Genomic DNA, 14,263 nt, shown 5'->3' with positions numbered 1-14,263 from the left:
CTCAGGCCGCCGCGCCGCGTGAATGGCCGGTCGATGGGCCACGTGCACGGATGCGCTCGCGCAGACTGGCGGGGAGAATGCCGCCGGTCTCGGTCTCGACATCGATCAGATAGGGTTCGACGACCATGCGGTCCGCGACCGCCCGGGCGCCTTCCGCTTCGGCACCGGACGCCTCGTCCGGCGTCGCGATCAGACGTGCCTCCTCGATCGCCACGGTCCAGCCCGTCTCGCCGAGATAGACCACCCGGCCATCACTCAGTCGATTCGCTGTCAGAACCTTGAGTGTCGCGTGAGAAGCCATTGTAACAGTCCCTATGCGGCCAGCACGGCGGCCGGCGCGAATGCCTCGGCACCTGTCCAGTCGCCCTCGGCGACGGCGGGGCCGACGAAGATCACCACGGGTCCGCTGACGTCGCCGCGACCTGCGAGGCCGGCGAGTTCATCAAGACGTCCGTAGAAGCGGCGCTGGTCGGGCCGACACGCGTTCTCCACGGCCCCCACCGCCGTGTCGGGCGAAAGCCCGTTCGCCATCAGCTGACCGGCCACTTCGCCAGCCACCGATTTTGCCATGTACAGGCTGACCGTCGCATCGCTGCGGGCGATCTGCGCCCAGTCGAGCCCCTCCTCACCCGGCGCCGCATGGCCGGTGGCGAAGACAAGCGTCGAGGCAAGTCGCCGGTGGGTCAGCGGCATTGCCGTCTCGGCTGCCGCGCCCAGCGCCGCCGTGATGCCGGGTACGACCGCATGGGCAATGCCCGCCTCGCGCAGCGCAGCGATCTCCTCGCCGGCGCGACCGTAGATCATCGGATCGCCGGCCTTCAGCCGCACGACACGATTTCCCGCTGCCGCCTCGGCGATCAGGATCGCATTGATCTGGTCCTGGGTGACCGATGCCCTGCCCTTGCGCTTGCCGACGTCGATGCGCCGCGCATCGCGGCGGACCACATCCATCACGCCAGCATCGACGAGGCTGTCGAACACCACGACGTCGGCCTCGGCAAGCACGTTGCGCGCCCGCAGGGTCAACAGGTCCGCCGCCCCCGGACCTGCACCGACCAGCCAGACGAAGCCGGCCGAGGGGGCAGCGCCGCGCTCTTCCTCGAGCAGCCTGAGCGCCCGGCGCCGTACCTCCGCCGCACCGCGCGTGGCCGCGTCCGCAAACTCGCACGAGGTGAAGTATCGCCGCCAGAACGACAACCGCCGCGCGCCGGGGGGCAGTAGGTCGGCAACCCGATCGCGCAGCGAGCTGGCGACACCAGCGAGCAGGCCCAGGCCGGGCGTCAGCATGGCCTCGATCCGCGCGCGCAGGATGCTGGTCAGCACCGGCGCTGCACCTTCGGTGGAGATCGCGATCGTCACCGGCGCGCGGTCGACGATCGCCGGCGTCAGCACGTCGCACATCTCTGGCCGGTCGACAACGTTGACGGGCACGCCGGCCGAGCGCGCCGTCGCGGCGAGTGCCCGATCCCGATCCGCGTCTTCTGCCGCAATGAAGGCGAGCGCCGCGCCGGCGAAGTCCGCCGCATCGGGCCACCGGGCATGGACCGGATACCCCTCGGCGGCCGCCAATGCCAGAAGCGGCGGCTCGCCGTGCGGCGAGAAGACATGAACCTCAGCCGCCGTCTTGGCGAGAAGCCGCAGCTTGGCTTCGGCCGCCTCGCCGCCGCCCGCGACCACCACGCGGCGGCCCTCGACGACGGTTGAGACGGGAAAGGTTTTCAACGCGCCCATGCCGGACCTCGTGACTGACCGGTAGCGAATATGGCGCGGATGAGCCCCCCGAGACAATCGGGAATGCTCAGAAAAACAAGCAAATTCAATTATTTAGAGAAATCTGGAACAGCATGCTGCGATGCGACAGAGCAACGCAAGCTGATTTCGTCCAGATCCTGCAGGGCGCAATGCGACTTGCGCCGGGACGGTTGGGGCCGCGCCGGCAACCGTGCCAATTCGTTCCTCACAGGGGCCATTCGATCGAACGGAATTCCGTTCCATCATCGCGCAGACAGACCGGCGCGCAATGCCATGCCCCGCCTGTCGGCAAGGGCGGGGTGATGCTGCGGACAGTCAGAGTCAGGCTGCCTCGGCGACCGCGTCCTCCGACGCCAGTTCCACCCGCAGACCGTCCAGTTCCTCGGTCAGCAGGATCTGACAGCTCAGCCGCGAGCATGATGTGACGCCGTCAAGCTTGTCGAGCGTGTCGAGTTCGTCGTCCTGCGGATCTGGCAGGCGGTCGAGCCATTCCCGTGCGACGCGGACATGACACTTGCCGCAGATCGCCGCACCGCCGCATTCGGCCTCCATCGGAAGGCCCCAGTCGCGGATCACTTCCATGACCCGCCAGCCCTCGAGTCCCTCGAGGACATGTTCCCGACCATCGCGGTCGGTGACGATGATTTGCATGATGTCGTCTCCCAATCGTCGGATGGTCGTCACGGGCCGGTCGGGAACGACGAAGCGCGTCTTGCTACAGGATGCCGTGATGTTTGTCAAAAGTCGTGGCGTGGCCGATCGCCGCGTCGGGCGCAGGAAAGGCGGCCTACCGCCTCCGGTCGCCTGCCCGGCGGCGCCTAGCCCTGCCGCTCGGGAATCCGCACGACGAGACCATCCAGCGCCTCGGTGACCTTGATCTGGCAGGACAGGCGCGAGGTCGGCTGCACGTCGTAGGCGAAGTCCAGCATGTCCTCCTCCATCTCGGAGGGGCCGCCGGTCGCCGCAAACCACTTCTCGTCGACATAGACATGGCACGTCGCGCAGGCGAGCGCACCGCCGCATTCGGCCTCGATGCCCGGGATCATGTTGCGGATCGCGGTTTCCATGACAGTCGAGCCGGGCTCACCCTCGACCTCGTGGACCGCGCCGTTGTGCTCGATATAGGTGATCCTCGCCATGGGGTTCCCGATCTACGGTATGGAGGTCGGATGCATGCGATGCGGAACCGGGTGGATGGCCATCCGGACCGCACGGTGGCTCGCTATAGGGGAATCCGCGGGGCTACGCCAGCCCCGCAGTGCCGCACCCCTGCAGCACGCGCCTCAGTGCGCGACGATCAGAGAGCGGATGAAGCTGTTGGCGCTGTCGATCTCCTGCTCCAGCGCGATGATCGCCTCGCGGCAGCGGGCATCCTCCACGTTGCCGCCGAGACGTTCGGCCGCCTCCGCCCGCGCCGCCACCGCCCAGGCCCCGATGCCGCGCGCAGATCCCTTTATGGTATGCGAGGCGCGCCGCCACTGCTCGGCATCGCGGGCCTCCTTCAGGCGGTTGAGATGGGCGTGCGACTGGGCGACGAACAGCTGCAGAACCTCCCGCTCCAGCTCGGTGTCACCGAAGGTATGGCGCGCCAGATGCGCCAGATCGACGGGAGGACCATCCCAGTCCACCGCCATCGGGCGGGTTTCGTCCCCGTCGCTCGTGCGTCCCATTCCAAAACCTCCCGGAACCGATCCTGTGGAACCCGCCGCTTGGCAAGGCCACCGAATGCTGGCTCCGGCGTGTCTAATGTGGGGTTAATCATGCCCCCGTCCGTCCGCCGGCCTGACGCCGCTCCTTGCGGCCAGGCGGCGGCCCGCTTCGGTCAGGCGGCAGACCAGCCAGTCCGGCTTGATGGGATTGGCATACCAGGGCTCCGCCCAGCCGTTGGCGATACAGGCGCGGATCGTCTGGTGATTGATCGGCCGGCCCTCGCGGTCGAACAGCGGCAGCTTGCCGCCGGGCTGGTCAAGCCCCCGCACGAGATAGTCGAGCTGGGCGCGGGTGGGCCGCGCGGAATCCCCGTGTCCGACTGCGTCGTCGCTCACCGCCGCTCCATCGTTAACGATGTCCTAACACTCCGCCGGGCGGGTGTTTTCCCCGGGCGGATTTGGCACTAGACTACCGGCCGCGGCAAGTGTCGTCGGCACCTGCACGGAGTGTGTACGTCCGTGTGCGGGTTGCAGACGTCCTGCCGGCGGGGGAAAGCGTCTGTGGTTCCGGAACTGTGTTCGGCAGACTGTTCCCGAGTTGTCTCGAATGCGGCGGGCGGGCGCCCGGGTTGGTATTGAGTACGGACGCGAGGCAGACGGATTATGGCGAAGCAATCCCAGAAGGGCCGCGATGCGGCCGAAGCGGCTCTTTCGGCCGTTGAAGAGGCGCTGTTCCTGGACGAGACGCCTTCCAGTGCGGCGGAACCCCCGGCTAAATCCCCGGCCTCGAAGGACCCGGTTGACGCTGCCGACAAGGCAGCCGACAGCGTCAACCGGGCCGTCGAGCGCGTCGTGGAGGCCGCACGCGAGCAGCCTGCTCGCGCGAATGGCCCGGCCGAGGGGCGCCGCCGCGCTGCGCCGCGGCCGCCGGAGCCCCCCGCAAGCGATGCCCGCCGACCAGCTAACGACGATCGTCCCTCCGTTGGGCACATCGTCTACGCGATGCAGCGCCGCGCGCCGCGGACGCCCTACCTGATCGCAGCCATCGTCTCGATCGCCTGGGTCGCGCTCGCCGGATCGCTCGCCTGGGGCATGTACGGCAATTCCCTGTTCGCACTGACCGATCCGGATCTCGTCCGTTCCGATCCGGGCATCCTCGGCGCCTGGGCAAGCCTGACGATCCCCGTGCTGCTGTTCTTCACGATGGCCGCCATGGTTTGGCGCGCCAACGATTTCCGCCTCGCCGGACAGTCGCTGACGCAGGCCGCGATCCGGCTGTCAGAACCCGAGGGCGTGGCCAAGGAAGCCGTCATGACGGTCGGCCAGGCGATCCGCCGCGAGGTCGCCGCGATGGGTGACGGCGTCGAGCGCGCACTGGCCCGGGCCGGCGAGCTCGAGGCCCTGATCCACAGCGAGGTGTCCTCGCTCGAGCGCGCCTATCACGAGAACGAGATCCGTATCCGCGCGCTGATCGACCATATGGCCAACGAGCGCGACGCGCTAGTCAACACCGCCGATCGCCTGCGTGCCTCGATTTCCGGCGCCCACGAGAATCTGACACTGGATCTCGCCACGGCCAGCGAGCGCATCACCGAGGCTGTCGCGATGGCCGGCGACCGTGTCACCGCCGTCCTGACCCGGCGCGGCGACGAGATGGCCGATGCCCTGACCGCCTCCGGCGACAACCTGATCGCCACGCTGACGACGCACGGCGACGATTTCGTCCGCCGCCTGTCCCATACCGGCCAGGAGGTCGCCGCGACGCTGGCGGCCTCGAGCGACATGGTTGTCGCCACCCTCAGCCAGCGCGGCCAGGAGGTCAACGAGGCCTTCGAGCGCACCGGCTTCATCATCGTGCAGGATCTCTCCGAGCGCGGCTCGGCGATCAACGACACGCTCGCCGCCACCGGGCACAGCCTGATCCAGGCTCTGACCGACCGCAGCGCCGAGGTGACGCATACGCTCAGCGACACCGGCGGCCGCCTGCTTTCCGAGCTCGTCTCGCGTGGCGGCGAGGTCACCGAGCGCCTCAGCCAGATTGGCGTCGAGATGACCGACAATCTCGTCAGTCGCGGCAGCGAGGTGACCGAACGGCTGTCCGCGGTCGGACGCGAGATGACCGACAACCTGGTCGGGCGCGGCGCCGAGGTAACCACCCGCCTGTCGGAGGTCGGCGACCGGATATCCGCCTCGATCGAATCCAGCGGAAATAAGCTGACCGCGCAGATCGAGACGACCGGACACCAGATCGAGGAAACCCTGACCGGACGCGGGGCGGAGCTCACCGAACGTCTGTCGGCGACCGGCGCCAGCTTCGTCGACGAGATCGTCGGCCGCACCGCCGCCTACACCGAGCAGCTCGGCACCGCCGGGGCTGAGATTGCCCGCGCCATCGCCCAGCGCAGTGCACAGCTTCAGGACAGCCTTGCCTCCAATACCGACCGTCTGATCGAGTCGATCGGCGAGCGGGCGCACGCTGTCGAGGAAACCCTGAGGCGCACGGTTGCCGACGTCGACCACACGCTGTCGGTGAAGGGCGGCGAACTGGTCGACAAGCTTGCATTCCGCTCGACGGAAATCGCCGAGCTGCTCGACCATCGCTCCGCCGAGCTCAACGAGATCCTCGCCAATCGGGCGGCCGAGATTGCGGAGACGCTTGCGACCCACGGCGAACAGATGACGACGGCGCTCGACGGGCGCCTCGCCCGCGTCGAGGAGACGTTGGAGCAGCGTGCCGGCGCCATCGAGACGACACTGTCGAGCCGCGCCGAGTCCTTTGTCAGGACCGTCGCCGAACGGGCTGGCGAAATCGATTCGACGCTGGGGCGGCGGCTCGGCGAAATCGGCACGACGCTCGGCGAGCGCGGGGCGGCGTTGGATGCCGCCTTCGGCGAGCGGATCAAGGCGCTTACGGAATCGATTGACGACGGCCGGGACCGACTCGAGGCACTCCTTGCCGAGCGTGCGGGCGGCATGAAGGAGACCATCGCCCAATCCATCGGCGAGGTCGACCGTCTCCTCGCCGATCGGGTCGCGGCGATCGAGTCGACGCTAGCCGATCGTACCGAACATCTGGAGGCCGCTGTCGGCCGTCGCGCCGCCGAGCTCGACCGCAGCCTCGCAGGCCGCGCGCTCGAAATCTCCGAGGCGCTGGGGACACGGATGGGCGAGATCGATGCCCTTCTCAGTGGACGCAGCGAACGGATCGCCGACATGCTTGGCGCCAAGGCGCTCGACATCGAGACGGTGCTCACCAGCCGCGCTGACCAGATTCTCGTCAATCTCGGCAGCCGCGCCGATCAGATTTCCGAGACGCTGGGCGCCAAGGCACTCGACATCGAGACCCTCCTGGGCGACCGCGCCAGCGAGATCAACATCACCCTCGGTGCGCGCGCCAACGAGATCGAGCAGACCCTTGCGACCCGCACCGCAGCGCTCAACGAGACGCTCGCCGCCCGCACTGCCGAGATCAGTGAGCAGCTCTCCGGCCGGGCCAGCGAGATCGAGGAGACGCTGGTGGTCCGTGGCGGGCGCCTCGTCAACGAGCTTGCCAAGCGGTCGGGCGAGATAGAGACGGTGGTCGGCAACGCCGCCGAGACCGTGTCGCGCGTCATCACCACGAAGGGCGGCGAGCTGACCAAGGCCATTGCCCAGCAGGGTCTCGAGATCACCAAGGCGATTTCCGAGAGTGGCCAGCATGCCTATGAAGCGCTGGAAACCCGCGGCAGGCAGATCGCCCAGGAGATTGCCCAGACCAACGACTCGCTGACGACCAATATCGAGGCCATCCTCGAGCGCCTCGGCGAATCGAACGCGCTGCTTCGGTCGGTACTGACCGGCGCCAGCGAGAATCTCTCCGCGATCGAAGCGACGCTGAACGAGCGGGTCCGGGAGTTCCGCAACGCCGTGGACTCGGTCTCCGCGGACACCAACGCCACGTCGGAGCGGATGAGCGAGCAGGTCAAGCTGCTGGAAGGCATGTCCGCCCGGGTGCTGCGCGACATCGGCGCGCTCGCGACGCGCTTCGAGGCACAGGGCCAGGCGCTGGAAGCCACGGCCATTCACCTCGACCGCACGAACGCCGAGATGGACCGCGCGATGGAGGAACGGCGTAAGCGCCTCGACGATCTGGCCGCCAATCTCGTCGTGCGCGCGCAGCAGCTGGACGGCCTGATCAGCGGGTATACCGGCTCGATCGAGGCGACGCTTGCCGCCGCCGAACAGCGCGCGACCCAGCTCGGCGAGATGCTCGACCGCTCCTCGGCCACCGCCGCACAGAAGCTGCTGGGCGAGTTCGAACGCCTGAATGCCTCGGTCGAGGCCTTCACCAGCACGATCGGAGAGCGGGCGGCAACCTCGAGCCAGGCAATCTACCGTCAGCTCGACGCCATCCGGCGCGCCGCAGACGAGGTCTCCGCCAGTATCACCGACCGGACGTCCAGTGCCGCCCAGGCGCTGATCGCAGAAACCGAGCGGATGCGGGCTGCCGCCGACGAGATGGCAGCCGCCATTGCCGACCGCGCTGTGCAGTCCAGCCGGACAGCGCTGCAGGAAATTTCCGGGATCGAGGCTGCGGTCGACCAGATTACCGCTGCGATCGCCGAGCGGGCCCGGCTGTCGAGCCGTGCCGCGGTGCAGGAGATCACCGGGATCGGATCGTCGGTCGACGAGATCACGGCTGCGATCGCCGAGCGGGCGCGTCAGGCGAGTCGGTCGGTCCTCGACGAGATCGGCGGACTGCGCGACAGCGCCGGTCAGATCTCTGAGGAGATCGCCGCCCGGGCCGCGGAGTCCGCACGGGCGCTGATCGCTGAGCTGTCGGACATCCAGAAGCAGGCCGATCGCGTCAGCGCCGGCATCGCGGACCGCGCCCAGCTGTCTGCCCGCTCGGTCGCACAGCAGTTCGAAGCGCTCAAGGCGTCGGCCGAGGAAATTCGGCTGCTCATCTCCGATGCGGCCACCACCTCCTCGCGCACGGTCGCCGAGCAACTGGAATACATGCGCCTGTCGGCCGGTGAGGAAGGCGAACGGGCAGCCCTTGCCGTACGATCCGGCTTCGAAGGCGTCACACGCGAGATTGCGGATCTGCTGCAGGCCGCGACTGCCCGCTTCCACGACGCAACCCAGGACATCCGGGCGGCCGCCAAGGCCATCGCGGAAGAACTGGAGATGACCCGAGCGGAACTGAAGCGGGGCGCATTCGAACTGCCGCGCGAGACCCAGGAGAATGCCGCCGCGATGCGCCGGGCCGTCGCCGACCAGATCAAGGCGCTCAACGAGCTCGCCGAGATCGTCAGCCGTCACGGCAACGCCCTCGACGTGGCGGTTCCGGACCGCAGACGGCCCGTTGCCGCAAGCGGCAGCCTTGCCGCTGCGGCGCCAGCCCCGGCATCCGCACCGGCACCGGCCGCCCCGCCGTCCTCGGCCAGCCGGGCGATGCCGCCCGAACCGACGCCCACGCCGCGACGGCCGCAGCCTGCCCCTTCCCGCGCGGTGAGCTCGCCTCCGGCTGCACCCGAGACGCCGCGCCCGCCGCGTCAGCCGGCCGCTCCGGCCGACCGCTGGTCGCTCTCGGACGTGCTGGCGCGCGCCGCCCGGAGCGAGGAGGCGGAGCCGGAAGCCCCGCGCCGCGCCGAGGCCGACGACCGCTCGCCCGCCCACATGATGGAATCGCTCAATGCGATCGCCGTCGACATCGTGCGGGCGATCGACGACAACGCCTTCATGGACCTTTATGACCGCTATCGGCGGGGTGAAAGGGACATCTTCATCCGGCGCCTGTTCGCCCAGCGCGACCGCGGTGTCATCGACGAGATCCGGCGCAAGTATCGTCGCGATCCCGAGTTGCGCGAGACGGTCGACCGCTATCTGGAAGGCTTCGAACGGCTGATCGAGGAAATCTCGCGCACCGATCGCGATGGGATCATGCGGCAGATGTACCTGACCTCCGAGCCGAGCAAGGTCTACAGCATCCTGGCGGACGCAGCTGGCCGGCCAGCCTGACCGGAGACAATCCCCCGAGCGGACAGTCGAAGGGCCGGCCCGCGAGGACCGGCCCTTCGCGTATCCACCCTTCCTCGATCGGACCATGCCGCGAGGCGCCGGATCCGCCAGGGTCTCCCTGCTGCTCCCCGGCGCCCGGGGCCACTATTTCGCCTGCCGCGCCTTGCGCCACATCGCGTCGGCGAGCGCGAGAACGACCATGAAATAGGCGAACATGGTCAGGATCCCCGCTACGACCAGGATCTCGGTACCACTCATCGTCACCCTCCTTCCGGCTCGTGCAACCCGGATAGCAGGGATCGGCGCCTGCACCGGCGCATTGATCGGGATCAAGGCGATGTCACCGGGCCGACTCCTCAGGCGATGCGACGGTCGCTGTCCAGGTCGAAGAAGTGCATGCTGCCGGGCTTGAGACGCATCGGCAGAGCCTCGCCCGGGCGCACCCTGGCGGCCCCGTCGAGCCGCGCGACCACCGGGCGGCTGCCGAACAGACCGTGCACTATGGTCTCCGAACCCTGCGGTTCGACGATGTCGGCGACGATCCGCAGCTGGGCATCGGACTCCGCGCAGGGCTCGAGGTGCTCGGGCCGGATACCGAGCCATGCCCGCTCCGGCAGGCCGTCCGGCACGGCAATGTCCATCCGCCCGGCGCCCTCGATCTCGACGCCCGACCCGTCGACCCGACCCTCGAGCAGGTTCATCGGCGGCGAGCCGATGAAGGCGGCGACGAAGGCGGTCGCGGGACGGGCATAGATGTCGAGCGGCGCTCCCTCCTGCTCGATATGCCCGTTGTTCATAACGATCAGCCAGTCGCCCAGCGTCATCGCCTCGACCTGGTCGTGCGTCACGAAGATGCTGGTCGCTCCGAGGTCGCGGTGCAGCCGCTTTATTTCGGTGCGCATGACGATCCTGAGCTTGGCATCGAGGTTCGACAGCGGCTCGTCGAACAGGAAGACCTTCGGATTGCGCACGATCGCCCGCCCCATCGCCACGCGCTGGCGCTGGCCCCCGGACAATTGCCGCGGCCGGCGATCAAGCAGATGGGCAATCTGCAGGATTTCCGCGGCGCGGCGCACGCGCTCCCGGATCTCCGCGCGTGGCAGCCCGCGCACCGACAGGCCGAAGCCGATGTTCTCGGCGACGCTCATATGCGGATAGAGCGCATAATTCTGGAACACCATGGCGATGTCGCGGTCGCCCGGTTCGAGGTGGCCGACGTCGCGGCCGCCGATCGAGATGGTGCCGCCGTCCGCCCGCTCCAGGCCGGCCACGAGCCTCAGCATCGTCGACTTGCCGCAACCGGACGGACCGACGATCACCACGAAGGCCCGGTCGGGGATCACGGTACTGATACCCTTCAGGACCGCAGTCTCGCCGAAACTCTTGCGGATCTCCCGCAGCCGCACCTCTGCCATCGCGACGGCTCCCTTCTCGCTCGACTTCGGACGCCTGCGTAACCGTTGTCGATGACACCTCGATGATGGGGTTCTCCACAGTCACCGACGCGTCATCATCCTCTCATTCACCTGTCACGGATTGCTCCGATGGTGCGCGCCAAGAAGGGGGCAAGCAATGACCGACACTACCCTGTCAGGCGTGCATCTTGCGGATTCTGCACGTAAATCGCGAATCCATGAAACTTTTGGCGTGGCGCTGCTGCTGCTCGCCCCTTCGCTCGTGTTTCTGGCGCTGTTCACCTACTGGCCTGTGGTTCAGGTCGCCTGGCAATCGCTGACCGTCGAATCCTTCGGCGGCGCGACCCGCACCGGGCTCGACAACTTCCAGCGGCTGTTCGCCGACGCACGCTTTGCCCGCGCGGCCCAGAACAACATCGTCTTCGCGGTCGGCACGGTGGTTCCCAGCATCGTCCTGGCGCTCGCCTTCGCCGTCGGTCTGCAGGAGACGACGCGACTGACCTCCGGGCTGCGGACGGTCTTCATCCTCCCGGTGATGATCCCGCTGGTGGCGGCGTCGGCACTGTTCAGCTTCATCTTCCAGCCGCGCTTCGGCCTGCTCGACTACTATCTCGGCAGTCTGGGCTTCGGCACGACCAACTGGATCGGCAATCCCGACCTGGCGCTGTGGTCGCTGATGGGCCTGACCGTCTGGAAGAACGCCGGCTACTACATGCTGTTCTTCCTCGCCGGACTGCAGGCCATCCCCGACGAGTTGTACGAATCCGCCCGCGTCGAGGGTGCCAAGGCCGTGCAGCGGTTCCGGCGCATCACCCTGCCGCTGCTACGGCCGACACTCGCCTTCGTCGTGGTCATCGCGCTGCTGCAGGTGCTGACCAATGTCGACCACATCATCCTGCTGACCGGCGGGGGTCCCAGCGACTCGACCAACGTGCTGCTGTACTACATCTACCAGCAGGCGCACGAGAACTACGACATCGGCTTGGCCGCCGCCGCCACGGTCGTCACCGTCGCCGCCCTCCTCGTCATCTCCGCCGTCTCGCTGCGCACGCTCGAACACGGCATCCATTACGAGGGCTGAACCATGACCGCATCACGTTCCGGCTCGCCCCGCCTTGCTGCCACGATCCTGCTCGTGGCGGTCGCGGTGATCTGGGTCACCCCGTTCGCCTGGATGCTGATCGCCTCGCTCAGGCCGGATGCAGCCGGAGGCGCCGACATCGCATCGCTGATCCCCTCCGCGCAGTCCGGCTTCGGCAACTTCGTCGATGCCTGGCAGTCCGGCAACTTTCCGCTCTGGTATCTGAACACCGCGATCCTGTGCGCCGGGGTGCTGGCGGTCCAACTCGTGACCATTACCTGCGCCGGCTATGCCTTCGCCAGGCTCGAATTCCCGGGTAGGCAAGCATTCTTCTACCTGTTCCTGATGCAGCTGATGCTGGTTCCGCCGATCCTGATCGTGCCGAACCTGATCACGCTGTCGAAGTTCGGCCTCTACGACACCTTGGTCGGCGTGATGGCGCCCTACTTCGCCTCCGCCTTCGGCGTGTTCCTGATGCGCCAGACCTTCAGGACCATCCCGCGCGATTTCGAGGAGGCTGCGCGCGTCGATGGCGCCAGCCGCGCCCAGATCATCTGCAGGATCCTGGTGCCGCTGGCGCGACCCGGCTTCATCGCCTTCGCGATCGTCTCGGTCACCGCGCACTGGAACGAGTTCCTGTGGCCGCTGATGGTGACCTCATCGCCGTCGAACCGTGTCCTGACGGTCGGTCTGGCGAGTTTCACGCGCAGCGCCGAGAGCGGCTCGCAATGGGGGCTGATCGCCGCCGGCACGCTGTTGGTGGCGGCGCCGCTGCTGATCGCCTTCGTGCTGTTCCAGCGTCGTTTCGTGTCGAGTTTCGTCTTCACTGGCATCAAATAGGAGTCTGCCAATGAATGCCCTGATGCGCTCGGCGGCGGCGGTTGCCGTCGCCTCTGGCCTGAGCCTAACCCCGGCCCAGGCTGCCACCGAGATCCAGCTGTTCTTCCCCGTGCCTGTCCAGGGCAAGCTCGCCAACGAGATGGAGAACCTGGTCGCCCGGTTCAACAGCGAGCACCCGGACATCAAGGTGACGCCGGTCTACACCGGCTCCTATGACGAGACCAACCTCAAGACCCGCGCTGCCATCAAGGCCGGCCAGCCGCCGGCTGCGGTCATCATGAGCGCCAGCTTCATTCTCGAATACGTGATCAACGGCGAAGTCGAGCCCTATGACGAGCTGATTGCCGCCGAGGGAAAGACGCCCGCCGAATTCATGGATGACTTCTGGCCGGCGCTGCATGGCAACGCCCTGATCGATGGCAAGGTCTATGGCGTGCCCTTCCACAACTCGACGCCGCTGCTCTACTACAATGTCCGTCTGTTCGAGGAGGCCGGTCTCGATCCCGACAATCCGCCGGCCACCTGGGCCGAATGGATCGACGCCGCGCAGAAGCTCACAAGGCGCAACGGCGACAAGGTCGAGCAGTGGGGCGTGATGATGCCGACCACCTACGACTACCTCGGCTGGATCACCAGCGCCCTGAACATGTCGAACGGCGGCCAGTACTACAACCAGAACTACGCCGGCGAGGTCTACTACGACACCCCGACGATGCTCGGCGCGCTGAACCTGCTGCACGACATGGTGTTCGAGTACAAGGTGATGCCGGAAGGCGTCAACGACGCCAACTCCGTCACCTCGGCCTTCTTCGCCGGCCAGCTCGGCACCATGATCCTGTCGACCGGTTCGCTCAGCTTCGTTCGCGAGAACATGAAGGAGCCCTACCGGGTTGCCTTCGTGCCGAGGAACGTCCGCAATGCGGTGCCGATCGGCGGTGCCTCGCTGATGATGCCGAAGGGCCTGTCGGAGGAGCAGAAGAAGGCCGGCTTCGAACTGGTCAAGTGGCTGACGAGTCCCGAGATCTCCGGCCACTGGAGCCGCTTCACCGGCTACTTCGCCCCCAACCGCCACGCCTACGACTCCGACGAGATGAAGGCCTTCCTCGTCGAGCATCCCGATGCCAAGGTTGCGCTCGACCAGCTCGCCCATGCCGGCTCGTGGTTCGCCACCTACAACACCGTCGGCGTGCGCAAGGCGCTCGAGGACGAGGTACAGGCGGTTCTTTCCGGCAAGAAGGATCCGGCTCAGGCACTCAAGGACGCCCAGGCCGCGGCCGACGCCCTGATGCGCCCCTATGTCGAGGCCACGGCGCTCAGCTACCTGAACTGACACTGCTCGGCTGACGAGCCGGTTGGGGCCGCACCCGCCTGGCGGCCCCGATCCGCGTCGTCCCCCCCACAAGAAGCGCAAGCCGGTATCGCAACGCGACGATCCGCGGACGTCTCCTGCGTCCTGTTCCCGGATCGCCGCGATGCGAAGTACGGGGCGACACGCTAGTGTTGCGCAGCGCCCGATACCTCAC

General features: G+C 67.5%; 11 protein-coding genes. 4 read left to right on the top strand and 7 right to left on the bottom strand.

Annotated features, from left to right (window positions below):
• Nucleotide 1 precedes the first annotated feature (1 nt).
• From EDC22_RS15095 to EDC22_RS15070, 6 genes are all read right to left on the bottom strand, one after another.
• On the bottom strand, nt 2-301 hold the full coding sequence (locus EDC22_RS15095; RefSeq protein ID WP_132807515.1) for a DUF2849 domain-containing protein: 300 nt from the start codon (nt 299-301) through the stop codon (nt 2-4).
• Nucleotides 302-312: 11 nt separating this feature from the next.
• Nucleotides 313-1,731: a siroheme synthase CysG gene (gene cysG, locus EDC22_RS15090; RefSeq protein ID WP_132807514.1), complete on the bottom strand. Its 1,419-nt coding sequence runs from the start codon at nt 1,729-1,731 to the stop codon at nt 313-315.
• A 342-nt stretch (nt 1,732-2,073) separates the two neighbouring features.
• Nucleotides 2,074-2,403, bottom strand: coding sequence for a 2Fe-2S iron-sulfur cluster-binding protein (locus EDC22_RS15085; protein ID WP_132807513.1), 330 nt, complete (start codon nt 2,401-2,403; stop codon nt 2,074-2,076).
• Nucleotides 2,404-2,570: 167 nt separating this feature from the next.
• Complete coding sequence (locus tag EDC22_RS15080) at nt 2,571-2,891, bottom strand: 2Fe-2S iron-sulfur cluster-binding protein (RefSeq protein ID WP_132807512.1); 321 nt, start codon at nt 2,889-2,891, stop codon at nt 2,571-2,573.
• Nucleotides 2,892-3,035: 144 nt separating this feature from the next.
• Complete coding sequence (locus EDC22_RS15075; RefSeq protein WP_132807511.1) at nt 3,036-3,422, bottom strand: Hpt domain-containing protein; 387 nt, start codon at nt 3,420-3,422, stop codon at nt 3,036-3,038.
• An 84-nt stretch (nt 3,423-3,506) separates the two neighbouring features.
• Entirely contained in the window at nt 3,507-3,797 is a 291-nt protein-coding gene (locus tag EDC22_RS15070; RefSeq protein ID WP_132807510.1) for a hypothetical protein, read from the bottom strand.
• A gap of 267 nt (nt 3,798-4,064) precedes the next feature.
• Between EDC22_RS15070 and EDC22_RS15065 the strand changes: the two genes are divergently transcribed.
• Nucleotides 4,065-9,404 carry an apolipoprotein A-IV repeat region-like domain-containing protein gene (locus tag EDC22_RS15065; RefSeq protein WP_132807509.1) on the top strand — a complete coding sequence of 1,780 codons (5,340 nt, stop codon included), beginning with the start codon at nt 4,065-4,067 and terminating at the stop codon, nt 9,402-9,404.
• Nucleotides 9,405-9,760: 356 nt separating this feature from the next.
• Here the strand turns inward: EDC22_RS15065 and EDC22_RS15060 are convergent, their stop codons facing one another.
• The gene (locus EDC22_RS15060) at nt 9,761-10,819 is read right to left on the bottom strand and encodes an ABC transporter ATP-binding protein (protein ID WP_132807508.1); all 1,059 of its coding nucleotides are present in this window, start codon (nt 10,817-10,819) and stop codon (nt 9,761-9,763) included.
• 157 nt (nt 10,820-10,976) lie between these two features.
• On the opposite strand from EDC22_RS15060, the gene EDC22_RS15055 reads away from it, so the two are divergent.
• Genes EDC22_RS15055 through EDC22_RS15045 form a run of 3 tightly spaced genes read left to right on the top strand, consistent with a single transcriptional unit; the run spans nt 10,977 to nt 14,070 of the window.
• The gene (locus EDC22_RS15055) at nt 10,977-11,900 is read left to right on the top strand and encodes a carbohydrate ABC transporter permease (RefSeq protein WP_132807507.1); all 924 of its coding nucleotides are present in this window, start codon (nt 10,977-10,979) and stop codon (nt 11,898-11,900) included.
• Nucleotides 11,901-11,903: 3 nt separating this feature from the next.
• Nucleotides 11,904-12,740, top strand: a complete 837-nt coding sequence (locus EDC22_RS15050) for a carbohydrate ABC transporter permease (RefSeq protein ID WP_132807506.1) — start codon at nt 11,904-11,906, stop codon at nt 12,738-12,740.
• Between the two features lie 10 nt (nt 12,741-12,750).
• A complete protein-coding gene (locus tag EDC22_RS15045) occupies nt 12,751-14,070 on the top strand; it encodes an ABC transporter substrate-binding protein (RefSeq protein WP_132807505.1) in 1,320 nt (439 codons plus the stop codon).
• Nucleotides 14,071-14,263: the final 193 nt, after the last annotated feature.

The organism is Tepidamorphus gemmatus (assembly GCF_004346195.1).
GTDB classification, from domain to species: domain Bacteria; phylum Pseudomonadota; class Alphaproteobacteria; order Rhizobiales; family Tepidamorphaceae; genus Tepidamorphus; species Tepidamorphus gemmatus.
The sequence above is the reverse complement of the archived record's forward strand: the minus strand, read 5'-3'. Positions and strand labels throughout refer to the sequence as shown.

What these genes read in the sequence shown, in the direction of transcription:
- EDC22_RS15095 (WP_132807515.1), bottom strand. Translation starts at nt 301, where the DNA reads ATGGCTTCTCACGCGACACTCAAGGTTCTGACAGCGAATCGACTGAGT.
- cysG (WP_132807514.1), bottom strand. Translation starts at nt 1,731, where the DNA reads ATGGGCGCGTTGAAAACCTTTCCCGTCTCAACCGTCGTCGAGGGCCGC.
- EDC22_RS15055 (WP_132807507.1), top strand. Translation starts at nt 10,977, where the DNA reads ATGACCGACACTACCCTGTCAGGCGTGCATCTTGCGGATTCTGCACGT.
- EDC22_RS15060 (WP_132807508.1), bottom strand. Translation starts at nt 10,819, where the DNA reads ATGGCAGAGGTGCGGCTGCGGGAGATCCGCAAGAGTTTCGGCGAGACT.
- EDC22_RS15065 (WP_132807509.1), top strand. Translation starts at nt 4,065, where the DNA reads ATGGCGAAGCAATCCCAGAAGGGCCGCGATGCGGCCGAAGCGGCTCTT.
- EDC22_RS15075 (WP_132807511.1), bottom strand. Translation starts at nt 3,422, where the DNA reads ATGGGACGCACGAGCGACGGGGACGAAACCCGCCCGATGGCGGTGGAC.
- EDC22_RS15050 (WP_132807506.1), top strand. Translation starts at nt 11,904, where the DNA reads ATGACCGCATCACGTTCCGGCTCGCCCCGCCTTGCTGCCACGATCCTG.
- EDC22_RS15085 (WP_132807513.1), bottom strand. Translation starts at nt 2,403, where the DNA reads ATGCAAATCATCGTCACCGACCGCGATGGTCGGGAACATGTCCTCGAG.
- EDC22_RS15045 (WP_132807505.1), top strand. Translation starts at nt 12,751, where the DNA reads ATGAATGCCCTGATGCGCTCGGCGGCGGCGGTTGCCGTCGCCTCTGGC.
- EDC22_RS15080 (WP_132807512.1), bottom strand. Translation starts at nt 2,891, where the DNA reads ATGGCGAGGATCACCTATATCGAGCACAACGGCGCGGTCCACGAGGTC.